Source organism: Luteolibacter pohnpeiensis (genome assembly GCF_016595435.1).
In the GTDB taxonomy this organism is placed as follows: Bacteria; Verrucomicrobiota; Verrucomicrobiia; order Verrucomicrobiales; family Akkermansiaceae; genus Luteolibacter; species Luteolibacter pohnpeiensis.
Genome location: NZ_JAENIJ010000014.1, coordinates 15,272 through 34,517, shown reverse-complemented (window position 1 = coordinate 34,517; position 19,246 = coordinate 15,272). Strand labels below are relative to the sequence as shown.

The following is a 19,246-nucleotide window of genomic DNA, read 5'->3' as shown; positions in this document are numbered from 1 at the left end:
AAATTCGAGGTGGAAATGATCCGTGGATTTTCAACTAATCCGATGCCTCAACCTCCAGCGCCCGCTCATATCGACGGTCCGGGATCAGCCACATCAACGCAGTGGCCACATACAAAAATGCGGAAACCCAAGGTTGCAGGAAAGCAAAGCCGATCGCGCAAAGGTAGAGCAGCGGGGAAAGTTTGCCCTTGAAGTCCTTGCCAAGCGCCGACCGAAGTAATTCACCGGCTTTCGTATCTCGCGAAATCGTGCTTTGAAGCACCCAATACGCGATGGAAGCCATGAGAAGCACGAAGCCATACAGAGCGACCGGCAGGGCGGTGAAATGATTTTCACCCATCCATCCCGTCACGAACGGAAACAAGGAAAGCCAGAACAAGAGGTGGAGATTCGCCCATAGAATCCCACCCGTCACCCGCTTGGTGACATGAAACAGATGGTGATGGTTGTTCCAATAAATTCCGACGTAGATGAAGCTGAGCACATAGCTCAAAAACGTTCCCGTGAGAGGCTTCAGCTCAGCCAGGGTGGTGCCGTGCGGGATTTTCATCTCCAGCACCATGATCGTGATGATGATGGCAATCACCCCATCGCTGAACGCCTCAAGCCGGGAAGTTTTCATGATCTGTTCGATCTGCGCATACCAACATCACCCGATGCTCTCGGCACCGAAATAGGGCACGAGGGCTTCGGGGATTTTGATCGAGCCGTCGGGTTGTTGGTATTGCTCCAACAGCGCGACGTAGAGCCGTGGCAAGGCGGTGCCGGATCCGTTCAGGGTGTGCGGGAAACGGTTTTTGCCTTCGCCGTCTTTAAACCGAAGTTTCATCCGGCGCGCCTGGTAATCGGTGAAGCACGAGCAACTGGAAACCTCCAGATATTTGCCGTGACCGGGTGCCCAGACTTCGATGTCATAGGTTTTCGCCGAAGAAAATCCGATGTCGCCGGTGCACAGTTCGATCACGCGGTAATGCAATCCGAGCTTCTGCAGAATCGACTCGGCATGACCGGTCAATTGCTCCAGCACTTCGAATCCAAGATCCGGATGGACGATCTGCACGAGCTCGACCTTGTCGAACTGGTGCATGCGGATGATGCCTTTGTTATCGCGACCAGCCGATCCGGCTTCGCGACGGAAACACGGCGTGTGAGCTGCCATTTGGATCGGCAAATCGGTTTCGGCGAGAAGCGTATCGCGATACAAGTTGGTCACCGGAACTTCGGCGGTCGGCGCTAGGAACAGGCTGTTGATGCCGTTTTCATCGGCGTCGGTTCCATACATGTCGTCCTCGAATTTTGGCAGTTGACCGGTGCCTTCCATGCACTCGCGTTTCACGAGATGCGGCACATTGACTTCTTCGTAGCCGTTTGCTCCCTGCGTATCCAAAAGGAAATTGATCAGGGCGCGCTCAAGGCGAGCACCTTTGCCGCGATAAACGACAAAGCCGGAACCCGCGACGCGCGTGCCATCGTCCCAGTTCACCAAGCCGTGCTGCATCGCCAGCTCGACGTGATCTTTCGGATCGACCACTTCCGGTTTCGTCCCCCATTCGCGGACCACGGGATTCGATTCCTCGTCCTCGCCGACCGGGCAGGCGTCGTGCGTCAGGTTTGGAATGTTGAGCAGCAATTCGTTTTGCTTCGCCGAAGCAGCCTCCGCCTCCACATCGAGTGCGGCGATTTGTTCGTTGATGCCACGGACCTCGGCCTCGATCGCGGACGTGTCCTCACCTTTGCCCTTGAGCATGCCGATTTGCTTGGAAATCGTTTTGCGGGAACTTTGCAGCTGCTGCTTGTCGGTCTCGGCCTTGCGGCGGGACTCGTCGCAAGCGAGCACTTCATCAATGAGCTTCCAATGGTCACCGCCCCTCAATTTGAGGCGGTCCTGAATGGCGGTTGGATTTTCGCGAATGACGCGGATGTCGAGCATGGCGCGGTGAATGTCACCGCCAGCCGGGGCCGGAATCAACGCGAATCTTTAAAGATTGCCCCGATTCGGTCCATTTGTATGCCGGAGCTATCATTCCTCCAACTTCTCAAATTCCTCGCGGCTCAATTTGAAAACGCTGCTATGGCGGGCATCGGGCGGAAATGAGACATCCTCCTCTATGGTCCACTTTTTCAGGTCCGGGGACGATGAAAGCCCGTAGCGATCGGTCATGCAGTAGTCGTAAAGCAGCAACCAGCCGGGCTTGGTCGGGTCCGGCATCACCGAAGGCCCTTCGGTAATCGTTGGCACCAATTGGCCACCATTCATCTCTCCATCCTGAATCTCATACGGCCCTTCGAGCTGGTCGGAAACCGCCAGGCGGATGGCCCGACGCTCTCCAGTCGCCGGGCTGAATTCCTCTTCTTTGTGGAATAGATAATAGCGGCCATCGTGCTTCATCAACGTGCCATCAATCACGGAATAACCGGGCGAAAACAACACCTTGGCAGGGGTGAATTCCTTCCAATCCTTGGTCCGGCAAAACCACAGCTGGCTTTTCTTCCACCCCGCATCCTCGAACGAGGACGACCAGACCAAAAGGTAATCGCCCTTTTCTTCGTCGAAAAACCACTCAGGCGCCCAAATATTTCGCGAAGGTCGGCCATCGTCATCGCTCACTCCTTTCATCAAGGGCAACGCTTCAACTGATTCCCAATGCTTGAGATCCTTCGAGGTCGCATGCAGGCAAACCGGCCCGGCTTGCTTTCGGTCTTTGCCGTTTCTCGCCGACCCACCACCGGTCGCGAGCAGATGGAAAAGCCCGTCGTTGCCACGATGAATGAATGGATCACGCAACCTCTGGCTCCACACGGGCTGATTGTCATGAAGGGGTTTCCAATGCCGACCATCCTCCGAAACGGCGAGGTGCAACTGCTCGACCTTCATCGGATTCGGCAACGGAACCTGATAGGGTTTCCCATTCGCATCATACTCCACCCGGCCTTCATAGCGTTGGCGGAAATAAGCGAGCATCCACACGTCATCGCCTGCAAATGCGGTAAATCCAGTCAATCCCACGGCCAGCGCGATCAGCGAAGCGAGTTTCTTCATGTGTGTCCAACGCTCGGCAAAAATCGGCGGATAGGAAGTCCTTAAGCCAATTTCGGGATCTCGAATAAGCAGACTTGGATCGCGGATAAGGTTTTTCCGTGAGGTTTGCTCCGATATTGGCGTAGAACGGCCCTTACATGGGTTTTCTGCGATCAAATTTGAGAATCAACCAGTTGGCGATCGGGCTTTGCTGGATCGTTTCAACATCTATCAGCCACGCTCAAGAGAGCGAGAAGCGCCCGCTGGAAGTGCTCTTTTTCGGCGACGATGCCTACCACCATCCGCTGGACCGATACCAGGATTTCAAGGAAGTCAGCGGCCAACGCGGCATTCATCTGACTTATGAAAAGCGGATGGAGGCGCTGAACCCGGCCAATCTTTCGCAATACGATGCGGTGTTGATCTACGCCAATCACCAGGAGATCAGTCCCGAGCAGCTCGCGGCACTAACCCACTATGTCGATGACGGCGGCGGCTTTGTTCCAGTGCATTGTGGCTCCGCCTGCTTCAAAAAAACTGACGGCTACATCGCGCTCGTTGGTGGGCAGATCGAAAATCACGGCGAAGGAGTTTTCACCGCTCGCATCACGGATCCTGACCACCCGACGATGCAAGGTTACAAACCGTTCGAAACCTGGGACGAGACCTATCACCATCATCGATTGGAAAAGGACCTCACCATTTTACAGCGCAATGGAGACGAGCCATGGACCTGGGTGAGAACCCAGGGGAAAGGTCGGGTTTTTTATACCGCCTACGGTCACGATGAGCGATGCTGGCATCAGGATGGTTTTCAAGAGTTGCTCACCCGCGGACTGCGATGGGCAGCTGGGGAAGGAATTTCACCTCCCGATCTTCCCGAACTGAAATACGAGGTTCCCCTACTTCCGGAGCGATACCAAACAAGCCAACCCGTTCCGAAAATTCAACAACCGCTGGCGCCGGAAGAATCGCTGAAGCTCGCCCAGGTGCCTCCAGGATTTGAGGTTTCGCTCTTCGCCAGTGAACCGGATGTGGTGAATCCAATCGCGATCCACTGGGACCACCGCGGCCGTCTGTGGGTGGTCGAAACTCTGGATTATCCAAATCACCAGCAGCCGGAAGACACCGGAAACGATCGACTGAAAATCTACGAAGACACAGACGGCGATGGCAAAGCCGACCGTTTCACCGTGTTTGCAGACGGGCTTTCGCTCGCCACCTCCGTGGTCGAGGCCAATGGCGGGGTGATCGTGAGCGATGGACCGCGCATGCTGTTTTTACAGGACACTGACGGGGATGATCACGCCGATGTGCGAAAGGTGCTGTTCGAGGGCTTCAAGAAACACGACACCCACGCCGGACAATCCAATCTGCGCTACGGTTTTGACGGATGGATTTATGCAACCATTGGCTACGCCGGATTCGAAGGCGAGGTCGGTGGCAAGCCGATGAAATTCGACACCGGCGCCTTCCGATTTTTACCAGACGACAGTAAGCTGGAGTTTCTTGGCAAAACTTCCAACAACACCTGGGGCCTCGGATTCACCGAGCAATTCGACGTAATGGGATCGACCGCCAACCGCCAACCAAGCTGGCAAATTGTCGGTGATAATGGCCCGGCTGACCGGGCGGATCGCGGCACCCGATTTTTCCCGATCACTCAGGATGTGCAACAAAGCGATGGCTGGGAACCGCCGATCGAGTTGCTCGGAAACGGCAAAATCCGGGCAAAGTCACGCCACTACACCGCTGCTGCCGGACATGCGATTTACACCGCCCGGCGGTTTCCGGAAAGTTGGTGGAATCGCACCGCATTCGTTTGCGAGCCGACCGGGCACTTGGTTTCCGTCGGTGAAATGCGGCATGAGAACGCTGAGTTTTTCACCTATTTCGAAGGCAACAATCTCTACGCCAGCGCCGATGCCTGGTCAGCTCCCGTCGCGGCCGAAGTCGGCCCGGATGGCGCAGTGTGGATCGCGGATTGGTATAACATCATCGTCCAGCACAACCGACCCGGCGCGCCATTCGAACAAACCAAGGTCGATCGCGGCAAGGGAGCTGCGTATGTGACGCCGCTGCGTGAAAAACCGCTCGGCCGCATTTACCGGGTTTACCCGAAAGGTAGCAAAAACACCGCCGTTCCCAGCGATTTGATCGACGGCCTTTCAAGTCCGAATCTGTTCTGGCGGCAAAAGTCGCAACAGCAAATCGTCGAGCAGCGCCGCACCGATTTGCAGGAAAAATTGCTTCAGCTCGCGGAATCGGATGAGGGCTTCGCAGGCGATCACGCCTTGTGGGCCCTGCATGGATTGGGCGCGAAAATTCCGACGGCGCTGGTTCATCACACGCGTCCTGAACGACGCCGAATCGCGCTGACGATCTGGGATTCCGATGAAATGCCGGACTTTGATCCCGCCAAGGAATCGGATGCATTGGTGCGGCGCGAATGGTTGCTGCTGGCTGGCCGCATGCCGTTGAGTTCTGAACTTTCCGCTCAATTGCAAACCCTCCACGATCAGCATGCGGACTTGTTCCAAGGTGTCATTCTCCAACGCTGCCTTGCGTTTGCCAGCCGCGATCGGGAGTCCCAGGTGATCGCTGAGAAACCGAAAACGCACCCAGTTTCCGCTGAGCAGCTGAAGCGCGGCGAAACCATTTATGGTCAGACGTGCATCGCCTGTCATCAGGCTGACGGAACCGGCGTTGACTCGGCATTTCCACCGCTTGATGGATCGAAGCGTTTGACTGGCAACCCTGAGGTTCCGATCCGGATTGTGCTCCACGGATTGACTGGCGTGGTGAAGATCGACGGAAAACCTGACGTGAATTCATTGATGCCACCAGTGATGGGATTGTCCGATGCGGACATCGCCGACGTCCTGAGTTATGTGCGTCACTCTTGGTCGAATGATGCACGGGCAGTCCAAGTTAAGGAAGTTGAGGCCATCCGGAGCGCCCATGAATCCCGCCAGCAACCATGGAATTCCGCGGATTTTAAATGATCACGATTGCGGAAAATATCTGTGAGTTTTCGCACCCCATCGACGTAGCGGTGTTTGCCCATGGTATTTTTCCGATCACACCAACTAGCGCGCCACCTGGCATGGATTGCCTGTGTGGTTCCGCTGGGTGTCAGCGCTGACCCGGCGCAACAGTTTCATGATGAGATCGAACCGATTTTTATCAACTACTGCTATGATTGCCATGGTGATGGTTTGAGCAAGGGAGATTTGGCATTGGACGAATACCAATCGATCGACTCGATGATCGCCAATCGCAGCGTTTGGAAACGGATTCGCGATCACATCGATTTTCGATTGATGCCTCCGCCGGACGAGTATCAGCCGAGCGATCTTGAGCGAAGCAAGTTGGTCAAATGGATTGACGATGCCGTGTTTCCGATCGATCCCGATCATCCGGATCCCGGCCATGTCACACTCCGAAGGCTCAATCGCACGGAATACCGGAACACGATTCAAGATCTGCTTGGGGCCAATATCAAGGTGGATGAAATCCTTCCTCCGGATGATAGTGGATATGGCTTCGATCACATCGGTGATGTGCTCACAATTTCCCCACTGCATCTGGAGCGATATCTGGATGCCGCCAAGGAAGCGCTGGATCAGGCGGTTCACCTGAAGCCGATGCCATTTCCACAGATCAAGATCGAAGGAAATCAGCTGGCTGGAGAGGGCGGCGAGCCATCAAAAGAAGGCTGGTATTTTTATGGAAATGGAACAGCCAGCAAAGAGGTCAATCTACCGAAACCTGGGCGTTATCTGATCAAAGTCATCGCGGGAGGCACCAGCGGTGCAGGCATCGCCCCGAAGCTCGATTTTTTATTGGAAGACGAAGTGATGCACACCTGGGACATTACTGCTCCCATCGAAGCGCCGAAGGAATACTCGACTGAGATCACGATTGAGAGCGGCAACCGGTTCAAGGTCGGCGCGGCGTTTACCAATGATTTTTGGGACGAGACCATCCCGGATCCGAACCAGCGCGATCGGAATGTCCGGTTGAAGCGCCTCGTCATCGAGGGGCCGCTGGATGGACCGCGCCAGCCGAAACCAGCCCGGCACCGCCAGATTTATGGCAGTCGTGAAGAAGGCCAGGATGACCGATCTTACATGCTGGCGGTGCTCGATCGCTTCGCACGCCGAGCATTTCGTCGGCCACCCGAGCCCGGTGAAATCGAGCACTATCTGGTATTCCTCAAAACCGCCGAACAAAACGGTGAGAATGTCGATTATGCCATCCGCCATGCACTCGAAGCCATGCTGGTTTCTCCGGCTTTTCTGTTTCACGAAGAACCGAAAACCGGTGAAAGTCATGGAGATATCCGGTTGATTAGTGAGTATGCGCTTGCTTCCCGCTTGTCCTATTTCCTGTGGAGCAGCATGCCGGACCAGCAGCTATTCGATCTGGCTGCGAGTGGGAAACTGCGTGAAAATCTGAAAGCTCAAGTTGAGCGGATGATCGCAAGTCCGAAGTCCGGGCAGTTTGTGGAAAACTTCGCCGGGCAATGGCTGCAACTGCGTGACCTGCAGTCGATCTTTCCCGACAATAAGATTTTCCCGGATTATGATGGCAATCTCGCCCGCTCCATGGCCACAGAAACCCTGATGCTTTTCAGTGATGTGCTGCATCAGAACGAACCGGTTGATCGGTTGTTAGATGCGGATTACACCTTCCTGAATCAAAAGCTTGCCGAGCATTACGGCATTGATGGCATACAAGGAAACGAGTTTCGCAAAGTATCGCTGGAAGGAACGGAGCGCCGTGGCATCCTCAACCAAGGGTCGGTTCTGACACTCACCTCCTATCCTCGTCGGACTTCACCTGTATTGCGGGGAAAATACGTGTTGGAAAACATTTTGGACACGCCGCCGCCACCACCGCCGCCAAACATTCCGCAACTTGAGGCCGCTGGTGCGCACGGCAAAAACCTGAGTTTGCGCCAGCAGATGGAGTTGCATCGCAGTGATCCCTCTTGCTCGTCCTGCCATGCGCTGATGGACCCGATCGGTTTCGGCTTGGAAAACTTCAACGCCGTGGGAGCCTGGCGTTCTGAAGATCGCGGGAAGCCGATTGATTCGTCAGGAAAGCTCGCGGACGGCAGCACGTTTGCCAATTCCACGGAATTGCGAGAGTTGATATCCGGCAAGCAACGCCCTCTGTTTCACCGTGCACTCGCCACGAAATTACTCACTTACGCCCTTGGCCGCGGACTTGAATGGTATGACCGCCCGGCCGTTGACCAAATTGTTTTGAAAGCCGAGACTGAAGAATCGCGTTTCATTCCTTTGATCCTCGCCGTCATCGACTCCGTGCCGTTTCAATATCAGCGCGATTAACCCCGGAATTTTTTCCTGCCATGACATCCAGCCGCCGCAATTTCCTCAAAGGCATCGCCACCACCCTGGCCTTGCCCTCGTTGCAATCGCTCGGAGCAGCGACCGCAACCGCCGCCAAAGCCAGCAAAGCTGCTGCGCCACTGCGCATGGCATTCGTCTACATTCCCAACGGCGTCAATCTCGACCTCTGGCAGCCAAAGGATGCGCAGAATACGTCCGAAACGCTGAAACCGCTGGCAAATTTGCGCGACCACTATTCGGTAATGCGCGGACTCGATCAGGAAAAAGCTTTCGCGAATGGCGACGGCCCCGGCGACCACGCCCGTGCCAACGCCACCTTCCTGACCGGCTGCCAGGCGCGCAAAACCGCAGGCGCTGACATCGAGGTAGGCATGTCGGTTGACCAAATCGCCGCACGCCAAATCGGGCACCTGACACGGGTGCCATCGCTCGAACTTTCCACCGATCCGCCGCGTCGATCCGGTCAGTGCGATTCCGGCTACTCGTGTGCCTATCAATTCAACCTTTCCTGGCGCGGCGAAAGCACCCCCGCTCCGGCCGAGCGCGACCCAAGACTGGTGTTCGAGAAACTCTTCGGCTCCGGCAATCAGGAAGAAGACGCCAAGCGCCGCCATTACGAAAAAAGCATTCTCGATTTCGTATTGGACGATGCCAAACGCCTCAACAAGCGGCTCGACGGCACGGATCGCGGCAAGATGGACGAGTATTTAACCTCGGTTCGCGATGTCGAAATGCGGATCGCCCAAGCAGAAAAATTCCGCGTTGAGGTGCCGGAAGATCAAAAGCCAAATGGCATTCCGGAAACCTATCAGGAACACATTCGGTTGATGTATCAGATGATGGCACTCGCTTTCCAAACCGATACCACCCGCATCGCCTCGTTCCTCCTGGCCCATGACGGATCAAACCGGACCTTCCCGGAAATCGGCGTCACGGACGCGCATCACCAGCTTTCCCATCACCGCAACAACGCCGAAATTCTCGAAAAAATCGGCCGCATTGATCAATTCTACGTCGAGCAATTCGCGTGGTTCCTGGAAAAACTCCGCACCACTCAGGAAGACGAAAGCAATTTGCTGGAGCGATCCATGATCGTCTACGGTGGCGGCATCGGGGATGGCAATCGCCACAACCACAACGACCTGCCCCTGCTGCTCGCTGGCCACGGCAATGGCACCCTGAGCCAGGGTCGCGTCATCACTGCGCAAAACGGCACACCGATGACGAACCTCTACCTTTCCATGCTCGACCGCATGAATGTCAAAGCCGAACGCATCGGCGACTCCAATGGCAAGTTTGAGGTGATTGCGTGAGTTTGGACATCTCCATTGCCAACGCTCTGCTGCGATGCCGCCGAAACGGTCAGGAATCGATTCCAGGTTTTGAAAAGATCGCTGCGGTGGGTGGCCTTTGGGTATTGGAATTAACCACGTTGAGACAAGAGCAAGATTGGCCGAAGCAGATTTCACATCTTCTGAATCAACTCGATCCGCATCGAGCAACATTAGAAAAACTAAAAGACGGTTCGTCGGACTACACACTTCATCTGGCGATCACGACTTCCTCTTTTCAGCCGATCAGCCTGACGCCAACCCTCCTTGAGTTTGCAGTGAACTGCGGATTTGGAATCGAAGTTCAAATCGATTCGATAGAGTGACCAATTTAGCCAACTCTGAAACTCGACTTGGAAATTCCAAAAGTTCGGTTATTGTAGCTCCGTTCATGGCAATCAAATCCATCGTCGCACTTTTTCTGGGACTGCTGCTGCAGCTCTCCCAGGTGCAGGCTGGCCTTGCTTGCCTGACGACCGACGATTGCGCGCCAATGAAGTCGCACACAATGTCATGCTGCGCTGACCAAGCCTCATGCCCGTGTGCCTCGAACAGCGAAGACGAGCCAAAGCCCGCGCCGATTGCTCCGGCAACCGCACAGCTGAAACTCGAATTTCCCGCGCCCGTCGAGCTCGACCATGAGCCGGGGATGTTGATTGCTTCCGGGCTTCCGGTCGCCCCGCCGAGCGTGCCTGCTGATCTGAACGTCGGTTATGAAGGAGTGCCGCTTTCCGTGGCCTTCTGCAGTTATGTCATCTGAGTTTGCGCCCTGACAGGCGTACTGTGCCCATCCATCGATAACGGTAATTTTTCCGTAACCGGGACACGGGCAATTTGGAAATTCCATCCATTGACTCACATGACTCATGAACTTGATCCGACCGATCTTTGCCGGCCTTTGCGTGGCCGGATCCCTGCACGCGCAGGAACCTAAACTCGTTAACGATTCTTTCCTCGATTCCATCCGCAAAGAAGCGGCGGCCCACCATCCCGCTGCCAAATCCTCGGCTCTAACAAGCGACGCCGCCCTCGTAGACATCCGGGGCGTCCGGCTTTGGGACGATCCGAGGGTTGGCCTCTCGCTGATGGGTGCTGAAAGCCCAATGCGCGCCAACCAAGGTGACATCCGGCTCAGCTTTGAACAACCGCTCCCCAAACCCGGGCTTTATGCAGCCAAGATCTCGAAAGCCGAAGCGATTGAGCGCGCGAAGCGGGAAAATGCCCGGATGTCGGCGCTGCAAGTCGGTGCCGCCGCTGCCAACGACGCAATCGAACTCGCCCTGGCGGATGAATCGATCCGCCTTCAAACATCGCAAATCGACTGGCTGAAATCGATGGTCGAAAACGCGAAGGAAAAAGCGATCAACCCGGGTTCCACCAGCGCGGATGCACTGCGATTGGAAAGCGAACTTGCGCAGGAAAACCAAGTGCTCGCCGCCGCAAAGCGCAGCCGGGATAGCATTTCCCAAAGCCTGAACCTGCGACTCGGGCGCCCTTTGGAATCGCAATGGCCAACGCTCACCCTCACCCTGAATCCTGCACCGACACCCATCGCCAGTTCGGAGATCGCGCGCATCCAGAGGCTGAACCCCGAGGTCCGATCGATGGAGGAAATGGCGCACGCCGCGGATGCAGAGGTTCGCATCGCCGATCGCAACAGGCTGCCGCAATTTGCCGTCGGCGTGGAATCCGCGATCTACTCGGGTGGCGATGTCAGGAGTGTCGGCATCGGTCTGAAAATGAGCCTGCCCATTATCAATCACGCCTCCTATGACGCGCAAATCCACGCCGCAGAACTCCGACAAAAAGCAGCGGTCCAGGATGTCGAGACGGCTCGATTGAACGTCGCCGACCAAGTTCTTTCATCTGTCACCGACGCCGCGAATGCCGCCGCCCAGGCACGCGCTTACGCTGGCGAGGTTTACGAAAAAGCCGATGCCGCCAAACGCTCCATCGAAGCCGCTTGGATCAGCTCGGAGTCACCACTAACCGATCTACTCGATGCCAACCGCAGCCTGTTTTCGATCGAGCTGCAACAACGTCGATTCGTTGCGATGCAACTCGCCGCGATCGAGCAACTGAACCTCCTCGTTCCCCGTCCTTAACTTTTCCGTCCGATGAAAACCATCCTCATCATTCTCATCTCTGCCGGGCTAGCCGCTGGCGTCACCTGGTTCATCCAGAGCAACCGTTCGTCCGCTACGCAATCCGCGTCATCCAAACCGAAGCCGCTCTACTATCAGAGCCCGATGCATCCCTGGATCAAAAGTGACAAGCCGGGCCGTTGCACGATTTGCGGCATGGAATTGACTCCGATCTATCCAGGCGAAGAGGCATTCGACAACGCAGCGAATGCCAACACGATCACGCTCAGCAAAAGCCAGATTCGCGTGATCAACGTTGAGACAGCGGAGGCAAAAATCAGGCCGTTGAACGAAACCCTTCAGGTCGCTGGGACGATCGATGATGACATGTCACGCCATCGCATCATTTCCGCTTACATTGATGGCAGGATTGAAAAACTGCACATCAACTACGTCGGCGCCGAAGTAAAAGAAGGTCAACCCTTGGCCGATTTCTACAGTCCATCCTTGCTTCAAGCCGAACGGGAATACCGGCAGCTCAGCGGCGATCTGAAAACCAACACTGCGCTCCGGCTTCGCCAGATGGGACTTACTCCAGAGCAAATTGATGCGCTCCCTAACAAGTCGGCCGAAGCGCTGGTCAGTCAGATTCTCGCCCCAATCGGCGGCACCGTCGTCGCGCAGGATGTCTACGAGGGACAATATGTGACAACGGGGCAGAAGCTGTTCGAGATCGCGGATTTCTCAACCATGTGGTTCCAATTCATTGCCTACGAATCCGATCTATCATCGATTCAGCTCGGCCAAACCGTCCGGCTCACCACCCCGTCCCGACCGGGAAAAACCTTCACCGGCAAGGTCACTTTCATCGATCCGAATCTGGACCCTTCGACCCGATCCACCCAGGTCCGGGTTGAAATTCCCAATCCCGAAGTCAACGGCCAACGCGAACTTCTGCGCAATGTCTATGCGGATGCCGAAGTGGAGATCGATACCCAGCCGGTGCTGGCGATTCCCAAATCGGCAATCATCAAGACCGGGCCGCAAGCCGTCGTTTACGTGGATCAAGGTGGAGGCGCTTATCGCCAGGTCGCGATCCAGACAGGACGTCGCGGAGACGCATGGATCGAGGTAAAATCTGGCCTAACAGAAGGCGATAAGGTCGTCACCAACGGCAATCTTCTCATCGATGGACAAGCCGAAATGAACCAGACATTTCGTGCAAAACCTGAACCCGTCGATACTTCCGACCAGCCCACCCTTTCCGAATCGCAAAAACAAGTGATCCATCAGTTTCTCACTTCGGCGGACGCGATGGCCGCCGCGCTCGCTGCTGATGATCTCGCTAAGTTCAACCAAGTGAGCACGCCGGTGATGCAGCAAACATCCGCACTGACGGGTGCCCTGGCCGGACTGAAAATTCCCTCTGACAAACTGGAAGCACTGAACAACGCCCGCCATTTTCATGGATCGGACAGCATCGGCGAAGCCCGATCTAGATTCCTCACTTTCACGATGGCTGCGACCGAGGTGCTGCAGCCACTTCGAAGCATAAAAGATTTTCCAAGCATGCAGATATGGCAATGCCCGATGGTGAACAAAGCCGTCCCGGATGCCGGCGATCAAGGCCGCTGGATTCAGATCGGTGTCCGCCCCATACAAAATCCATTCTTTGGTTCGGAGATGATCGATTGCGGCGAACAACTCAATCCCTGATCCACTGCCATGATCGAACGCATCATTGAATGGAGCCTGAAAAACCGGTTCCTCGTCGCCTGTGCCACCCTGTTGATCGTCGCACTTGGCATTCGCGCGGTCTATCAAACGCCGGTCGATGCCTTTCCGGATCTAACGGAAAATCAGGTTCTCGTTTACGCGGATTGGCCGGGACGCAGTCCCCAGGAGGTTGAGGATCAAATTACCTACCCCATGACCACCGGCCTTCAAGGACTTGCCGGTGTAAAAGAAGTGCGAGCCAGCTCAATGTTCGGCTTTTCCTTGAGCACGATCATCTTTGAAGACGGCGTAGATCAGTACTTCGCCCGGAGCCGCGTGCTTGAGCGATTGAACTATCTGCAAAGCTCGATGCCGGAAGGGGTCACTCCACAACTCGGACCCGACGCCACCGGTCTTGGCTGGGTCTATCAATATTACCTTGATGTCGATCCAGCTAAGGCTCCGAACGGTGGATACGATCTCGCGCGGCTCCGATCGATCCAGGACTGGTATGTTCGCTATCAACTCGCCAGCGTGCAAGGCGTCGCCGAAGTCGCAAGCATCGGCGGATTCGTGAAACAATACCAGATCGAGCTTTCCTCCACTAAAATGCGCGCTTCGAATGTGACGCTTCAGGAGGTGATGAGTGCGGTTCAGGACGCCAACCTCAATGTCGGCGGAAAAGTGGTTGAGGAAAATGGCGCGGAGTTCGTCCTGCGCGGAATCGGCTTGGTAACCAGCACGGAAGATCTGGAATTGACTACGATTAAAGCCGTAGATGGTACTCCAATTTATTTAAAGGACATCGCCACGGTGCAAATCGGCGGGGATTTCCGACGTGGCGCGCTTGACCTCAATGGCCATGAAGCCGTCGGCGGAACCGTCGTCATGCGCACCGGAGAAAACGCGAAGGCCGTGATTGAGCGGGTGAAACAAAAGGTCACCCAAATTCAATCGAGCCTGCCGCCCGGCGTTACCATCAAGCCTTTCTACGACCGTAGCGAACTGATCGACCACACGATTGGCACGCTGAAGCATGCATTGATCGAGGAAATCATTCTGGTCACGCTGGCCCACGTTCTTTTCCTGTGGCATTTCCGCAGCATCCTGATCGTGACACTGCCGCTACCGATCTCGATCCTGATCTCGTTTTTGCTGATGAAGCAATTCGATATCAGCAGCAACATCATGTCTCTAACAGGCATCGCGATCGCCATCGGCGTATTGGTCGATGCCGCCATCGTGGTCACGGAAAACGTGCTACGGCATGGTGAAAAAGCGGAGGCGGCAAAGGGCGAAAAACTCACTGCCCGCGAAACCTGGGAAACCGCACTGGTAGCGAGCAAACAAGTCGGCCGCCCGATCTTTTTCGCCATGGCCATCATCATCCTCGCATTCGTCCCGGTGTTCGCGCTGACCGGCCAGGAAGGCAAACTGTTCCATCCGCTGGCGTTTACCAAGACCTTCGCCATGATCGGTTCCAGCCTGCTGGCCGTCACATTGGTGCCGGTGCTTTGCTCGATTCTGGTGCGCGGTCCCTTCCATTCCGAGGATCGGAATTTCATCATGAGATTCCTGCTCCGCCTCTATGATCCGGTGCTCAATTGGGCGCTCAATCACAAGAAGACCGTGGTTGCCGCCGCCTGCGTCATTCTTTCCGTGGCCTTGTTAGAAGCCTTCGGTTTGCCTCGACCGGTCATTCGAAAAATCGCCGATTCCGGTCATCCAAGGGTTGCCGCAATGGTCACTGGCTTTGGCAAGGAATTCATGCCACCACTCAACGAAGGCAGCCTGCTCTTCATGCCGGTGATGATGCCAAAGACCGGCCTAACAGAAATCCAGCGTGTCATGTCCTGGCAGGATCGGATCATCGCGGAAACACCGGAAGTGGCAAATGTCGCCGGCAAACTGGGCCGATTCGAAACCGCGACCGATCCGGCACCGACCGAAATGTTAGAGACCACGATCTTGCTGAAACCCGAATACATCCCGAATGGGATTTTCGGAATGAAACGCAATCCTGAGTGGCGCAAGGGCATGACGACCGCGAAACTCAAGGCCGAGCTAACCGAGAAAATGAAGCTCGTCCCCGGCTACGTCCCGGCATTTTTGCAACCGATCGAAAATCGGATTTTGATGCTCTACACCGGCATTCGCGCTCAGGTCGGCATCAAGATTTACGGCGATGATCTCGATAAAATCCAACGCAAGGCCCTGGAAATTGAAAAGCTGGTGAAAGCCATTCCTGGCGCAGACGGCGTCTCGCCATCGCGCGTGCAGGGCAAGCCCTACCTCAACATTCAGGTCGATCGCAAAGCCATGGCGCGCTACGGCTTGAGCGCCAAAGATGTGCTCGATGCAGTCGAAGTGTCCATCGGCGGCAAGAATGTCAGCACAACCATCGAAGGCCGTGAGCGCTTTCCGATCCAGATTCGGGTTGAGCGTAGCGAGCGCGATGACATTGAAAAACTCGGCCGGATTCTCATCGCCACCAAACCCGGAATGGCCGGTGAAGGAAATTCCCAACCCATGCCCTACATCCCACTTGCCATGGTCGCCAAAATCAGCCGCGACATCGGGGCCAATGAAATCGCGTCGGAGAACGGCATGCTGCGATCGTTCGTGCAGGCAAATGTTCGCGATCGCGACCTCGGTAGCTTCGTCGAAGAAGTGGAACAAAAGCTCGCCCATTTCGACATGGAAGGCATGACCTACAAGCTCACCGGCGATTTCGAAAACCAACGTCGCTTTGCGAAAACCATGACATTGGTTTTCCCGCTCGTGTTGATGGTGATTTTTGTCCTCCTCTATTTCGTTTATCACAGCGCACTTGAGGCAGCCCACGTGATGCTTGCGGTTCCATTTGCTTTGAGTGGCGGTGTCCTTCTTCAAAAAATCCTAGGCTATCACTTCAATGGCGCGGTTTGGGTCGGATACATTGCGCTTTTCGGAACGGCGGTTCAGACTGGCGTCGTGATGGTCGTCTACCTCGAAGAAACCGTGCGGGATCGGCTCCGCGAATTGGGCTCTGCCTTCACCCATGCTGATCTGGTGCAGGCGGTAAAAGATGGCGCCCGGTTGCGCCTTCGACCCAAGGTCATGACCGTGGCCACCATCGTCGCCAGTTTGCTGCCCATCATGTGGAGCCATCGTCAAGGAGCGGAAGTGATGAAACCACTTGCGACTCCAGTCATCGGCGGAATGATTTCCAGCCTGCTTCACATTCTCATTGTCACACCTGTGATTTTCCTCTGGCTGCGAAGCCGGGAATTCAAAAAAGGAACGCTGCATCAGTCGCTCCATCTCAACTCACCCGACTAACAACCCATCACTCCAAACAAATACGAATATGAAACCAACCCGAATCCTGACCTTCGCTGCAGCGGCCCTTGCACTCGCTGCCTGCCAACCTAAAAAAACGGAAACCACGAAAACAGAAAGTGCCGAAGCCCCAGCCGCCCCGGCTGAAGTTGCGACAGAAACCGAAACTTTGCCTGCAGGATTCAATGATGTAGCTCCTGCCGATGCAAAGCCATACCCGCTCACAGTCTGCCTCGTGTCCGGTGAAGAAGTAGGCACGATGGGAACACCTCCCGAGCTCGTCTACAAAGGCCAGTTGATTAAGTTCTGCTGCAAGCACTGTCTCCCGGATTTCAAAAAAGACCCGGAGAAATTCATGGCCAAGCTCAAAGAAGCAACCAAGGACAGCCAGTCTTGATTTGATATGCCAAATCAGAATTCATCCGTCGCCATTCATGCAGACGGATGAATTCCAGTTGGCTCATCAGGCATTGAGTCCACCGTCTACGGTGATTGCCGTACCGGTAATTTGACGACCGCTTGGCCCAGCCAAGAAAACCACGGCTGCAGCAATATCTTCCACCGTGCCGTAATGACCAAGTGACATCACTTTCCGCATTCCGTCCGCCGCCGGGCCGTCTGCTGGATTCATATCCGTATCTGTCGGCCCTGGCTGAACCGTATTGACCGTGATTCCCATAGGTCCAAGTTCCCGGGATAGCCCGCGCGAAAAAATGTTCAGCGCTGCCTTCGTCATGGAATAGACGGTAACACCGCCCCAGCCGACACGTTCTCCCAAGCAACTGCCGATATTTACAATCCGCCCGCCTTGACCGAGGTGGGGAATCGCCGCCTGGCTGGTCAAAACCACGCCTCGAATATTCACATTCAACATCGCATCGAGGTCTTCCAGTTTGATATCCGCGATCATTCCGCTGCGACCAATACCGGCGTTATTGACTAAAATATCCAATCCTCCCAAGGCGGCCACTGTCTGCTCGACTGAATTTTTCACAGCGGCTGGGTCAGCGCTGTCTGCAGCAATCGCGATCGCTTTACCGCCTGCTTCTTCGATCTCGCGCACGACCTGCTGGGCCTTTTCCTCGGAACGTTCATAGGTGATCACCACACTCGCTCCTTCCGCGGCCAACGCTTTGGCAATACCAGCCCCGATTCCGCGACTCCCACCAGTTACCAAGGCCCGTTTTCCATCTAAGATTTTCATGATTGATGTATGAAATAATGGCGACAGCCAAACTACGTCAACTTCACAAATTTAAACCGGAACTTATACAAAAGAAACTATGGCTCCATTGGATCGATGCCCTCATATGCTGCTTGAAGTGCGGCAATGTTTAACTTTTTCATTTCCAACATGGCACTCATCGCACGGTCGGATTTTTCCCGATCCGGCCCAGTAACCAATTCGGGTAAAATCGATGGCACGATTTGCCAAGTCACCCCAAAGCGATCTTTCAACCAACCGCATTGTTGGGACTCCTCCGGTCCGCCATCACTCAGCTGATCCCAGAAATAGTCCACTTCAGCCTGATCCGCACAGTCGACCATGAATGAAATCGCTTCGGTTAAGGTAAACAGCGGACCACCGTTCAAAGCCGTGAAGGTTTGCCCTTCCAGCTCGAACTCGATCGTCATGACGGACCCTGCCTCCCTACCATGAATTTCTTTGCCTACATCGCTATAGTAAGTCCTCCGGACAATTCGTGAGTTTTTGAAGATCGAAACGTAAAACTCAGCCGCCTGTTCAGCTTCAGAATCAAACCAAAGACACGGTGTGATTTTAGCAGAGATCGCCATGACTCCGATTCCGTTTGAGTTTTATGATTCGCAGCATCCTTCCCCACACTGCGCGTTTGCAGCTGCAGTGGCGATTTCCTCCTGAGTCAGATTTTTCACCCGGGTTCCCATCGACCATGAATGGCCCCATGCATCTTCCACCATGCCATAGCGGTCACCCCAGAACATTTCAGTCACAGGCATCTTCGGCTGAGCACCTGCGGCCACTGCTTGAGCGAATAGCGCATCGGCATCCGGCACCTGCAAATGAATCGTCACGGAAGTCCCGCCACGTGCCTTCGGTCCCAAACAATTCCAGTCTGGCATTTCATCCACGAGCATCAGCATCGAGTTCCCGATGCGAATCCCGGCGTTCATGATTTTGCCGTCCGGGGTTTCCAATCGGGTCAATTCCACCGCGCCGAATGCCTTTTGATAAAAATCGATCGCTGCCGCAGCACCAGCACAAACAAGGTGTGGAGTGACCGTGTTCATTTCAGCTGGAACTGGCTCAACGGAGGAGGAATCACAAGTTGGGGAAACAGGAGTAGTCATCGTAGGGAGTGGTTATTCGGGGCATTCATTGCCCGATATCCCTACTACGAATGAAATCAGGTT

Annotated in this window: 15 protein-coding genes; 9 read left to right on the top strand and 6 right to left on the bottom strand. The window is 55.2% G+C overall.

Annotation, left to right across the window (positions count from 1 at the left end; genetic code table 11):
* Window positions 1-34 precede the first annotated feature (34 nt).
* The 3 genes from JIN85_RS10165 to JIN85_RS10155 form a co-directional block, all read right to left on the bottom strand.
* A complete protein-coding gene (locus JIN85_RS10165; RefSeq protein WP_200270280.1) occupies window positions 35-622 on the bottom strand; it encodes a TMEM175 family protein in 588 nt (195 codons plus the stop codon).
* Between the two features lie 27 nt (window positions 623-649).
* On the bottom strand, window positions 650-1,930 hold the full coding sequence (gene serS, locus JIN85_RS10160) for a serine--tRNA ligase (RefSeq protein ID WP_200270278.1): 1,281 nt from the start codon (window positions 1,928-1,930) through the stop codon (window positions 650-652).
* A gap of 90 nt (window positions 1,931-2,020) precedes the next feature.
* The gene (locus JIN85_RS10155) at window positions 2,021-3,040 is read right to left on the bottom strand and encodes a glycoside hydrolase family 43 protein (RefSeq protein WP_200270276.1); all 1,020 of its coding nucleotides are present in this window, start codon (window positions 3,038-3,040) and stop codon (window positions 2,021-2,023) included.
* A gap of 158 nt (window positions 3,041-3,198) precedes the next feature.
* On the opposite strand from JIN85_RS10155, the gene JIN85_RS10150 reads away from it, so the two are divergent.
* From JIN85_RS10150 to JIN85_RS10110, 9 genes are all read left to right on the top strand, one after another.
* Window positions 3,199-6,024, top strand: a complete 2,826-nt coding sequence (locus tag JIN85_RS10150; RefSeq protein WP_200270274.1) for a PVC-type heme-binding CxxCH protein — start codon at window positions 3,199-3,201, stop codon at window positions 6,022-6,024.
* A gap of 60 nt (window positions 6,025-6,084) precedes the next feature.
* Window positions 6,085-8,379, top strand: coding sequence for a DUF1592 domain-containing protein (locus tag JIN85_RS10145; protein ID WP_200270272.1), 2,295 nt, complete (start codon window positions 6,085-6,087; stop codon window positions 8,377-8,379).
* A 20-nt stretch (window positions 8,380-8,399) separates the two neighbouring features.
* Complete coding sequence (locus JIN85_RS10140; RefSeq protein WP_200270270.1) at window positions 8,400-9,713, top strand: DUF1552 domain-containing protein; 1,314 nt, start codon at window positions 8,400-8,402, stop codon at window positions 9,711-9,713.
* A gap of 86 nt (window positions 9,714-9,799) precedes the next feature.
* A complete protein-coding gene (locus JIN85_RS10135) occupies window positions 9,800-10,057 on the top strand; it encodes a DUF4279 domain-containing protein (protein WP_200270268.1) in 258 nt (85 codons plus the stop codon).
* A gap of 65 nt (window positions 10,058-10,122) precedes the next feature.
* Window positions 10,123-10,491, top strand: a complete 369-nt coding sequence (locus JIN85_RS10130; RefSeq protein ID WP_200270266.1) for a hypothetical protein — start codon at window positions 10,123-10,125, stop codon at window positions 10,489-10,491.
* 106 nt (window positions 10,492-10,597) lie between these two features.
* Window positions 10,598-11,836 carry a TolC family protein gene (locus JIN85_RS10125; RefSeq protein ID WP_200270264.1) on the top strand — a complete coding sequence of 413 codons (1,239 nt, stop codon included), beginning with the start codon at window positions 10,598-10,600 and terminating at the stop codon, window positions 11,834-11,836.
* 12 nt (window positions 11,837-11,848) lie between these two features.
* A complete protein-coding gene (locus JIN85_RS10120; protein ID WP_200270262.1) occupies window positions 11,849-13,531 on the top strand; it encodes an efflux RND transporter periplasmic adaptor subunit in 1,683 nt (560 codons plus the stop codon).
* A 9-nt stretch (window positions 13,532-13,540) separates the two neighbouring features.
* Window positions 13,541-16,852: an efflux RND transporter permease subunit gene (locus tag JIN85_RS10115; protein ID WP_200270260.1), complete on the top strand. Its 3,312-nt coding sequence runs from the start codon at window positions 13,541-13,543 to the stop codon at window positions 16,850-16,852.
* A gap of 28 nt (window positions 16,853-16,880) precedes the next feature.
* The gene (locus tag JIN85_RS10110; protein ID WP_200270258.1) at window positions 16,881-17,249 is read left to right on the top strand and encodes a hypothetical protein; all 369 of its coding nucleotides are present in this window, start codon (window positions 16,881-16,883) and stop codon (window positions 17,247-17,249) included.
* Window positions 17,250-17,315: 66 nt separating this feature from the next.
* Here JIN85_RS10110 and JIN85_RS10105 read toward each other — a convergent pair whose 3' ends face one another.
* The 3 genes from JIN85_RS10105 to JIN85_RS10095 form a co-directional block, all read right to left on the bottom strand.
* Window positions 17,316-18,056 carry an SDR family NAD(P)-dependent oxidoreductase gene (locus tag JIN85_RS10105; RefSeq protein WP_200270256.1) on the bottom strand — a complete coding sequence of 247 codons (741 nt, stop codon included), beginning with the start codon at window positions 18,054-18,056 and terminating at the stop codon, window positions 17,316-17,318.
* Between the two features lie 77 nt (window positions 18,057-18,133).
* The gene (locus JIN85_RS10100) at window positions 18,134-18,649 is read right to left on the bottom strand and encodes a VOC family protein (protein ID WP_200270255.1); all 516 of its coding nucleotides are present in this window, start codon (window positions 18,647-18,649) and stop codon (window positions 18,134-18,136) included.
* Window positions 18,650-18,670: 21 nt separating this feature from the next.
* Complete coding sequence (locus tag JIN85_RS10095; protein WP_200270253.1) at window positions 18,671-19,183, bottom strand: VOC family protein; 513 nt, start codon at window positions 19,181-19,183, stop codon at window positions 18,671-18,673.
* Window positions 19,184-19,246 lie beyond the last annotated feature (63 nt).

Coding starts and splice junctions, on each gene's coding strand:
- JIN85_RS10165 (WP_200270280.1), bottom strand. CDS start 622: ATGAAAACTTCCCGGCTTGAGGCGTTCAGCGATGGGGTGATTGCCATC.
- serS (WP_200270278.1), bottom strand. CDS start 1,930: ATGCTCGACATCCGCGTCATTCGCGAAAATCCAACCGCCATTCAGGAC.
- JIN85_RS10155 (WP_200270276.1), bottom strand. CDS start 3,040: ATGAAGAAACTCGCTTCGCTGATCGCGCTGGCCGTGGGATTGACTGGA.
- JIN85_RS10145 (WP_200270272.1), top strand. CDS start 6,085: ATGGTATTTTTCCGATCACACCAACTAGCGCGCCACCTGGCATGGATT.
- JIN85_RS10140 (WP_200270270.1), top strand. CDS start 8,400: ATGACATCCAGCCGCCGCAATTTCCTCAAAGGCATCGCCACCACCCTG.
- JIN85_RS10130 (WP_200270266.1), top strand. CDS start 10,123: ATGGCAATCAAATCCATCGTCGCACTTTTTCTGGGACTGCTGCTGCAG.
- JIN85_RS10125 (WP_200270264.1), top strand. CDS start 10,598: ATGAACTTGATCCGACCGATCTTTGCCGGCCTTTGCGTGGCCGGATCC.
- JIN85_RS10120 (WP_200270262.1), top strand. CDS start 11,849: ATGAAAACCATCCTCATCATTCTCATCTCTGCCGGGCTAGCCGCTGGC.
- JIN85_RS10115 (WP_200270260.1), top strand. CDS start 13,541: ATGATCGAACGCATCATTGAATGGAGCCTGAAAAACCGGTTCCTCGTC.
- JIN85_RS10110 (WP_200270258.1), top strand. CDS start 16,881: ATGAAACCAACCCGAATCCTGACCTTCGCTGCAGCGGCCCTTGCACTC.
- JIN85_RS10105 (WP_200270256.1), bottom strand. CDS start 18,056: ATGAAAATCTTAGATGGAAAACGGGCCTTGGTAACTGGTGGGAGTCGC.
- JIN85_RS10100 (WP_200270255.1), bottom strand. CDS start 18,649: ATGGCGATCTCTGCTAAAATCACACCGTGTCTTTGGTTTGATTCTGAA.
- JIN85_RS10095 (WP_200270253.1), bottom strand. CDS start 19,183: ATGACTACTCCTGTTTCCCCAACTTGTGATTCCTCCTCCGTTGAGCCA.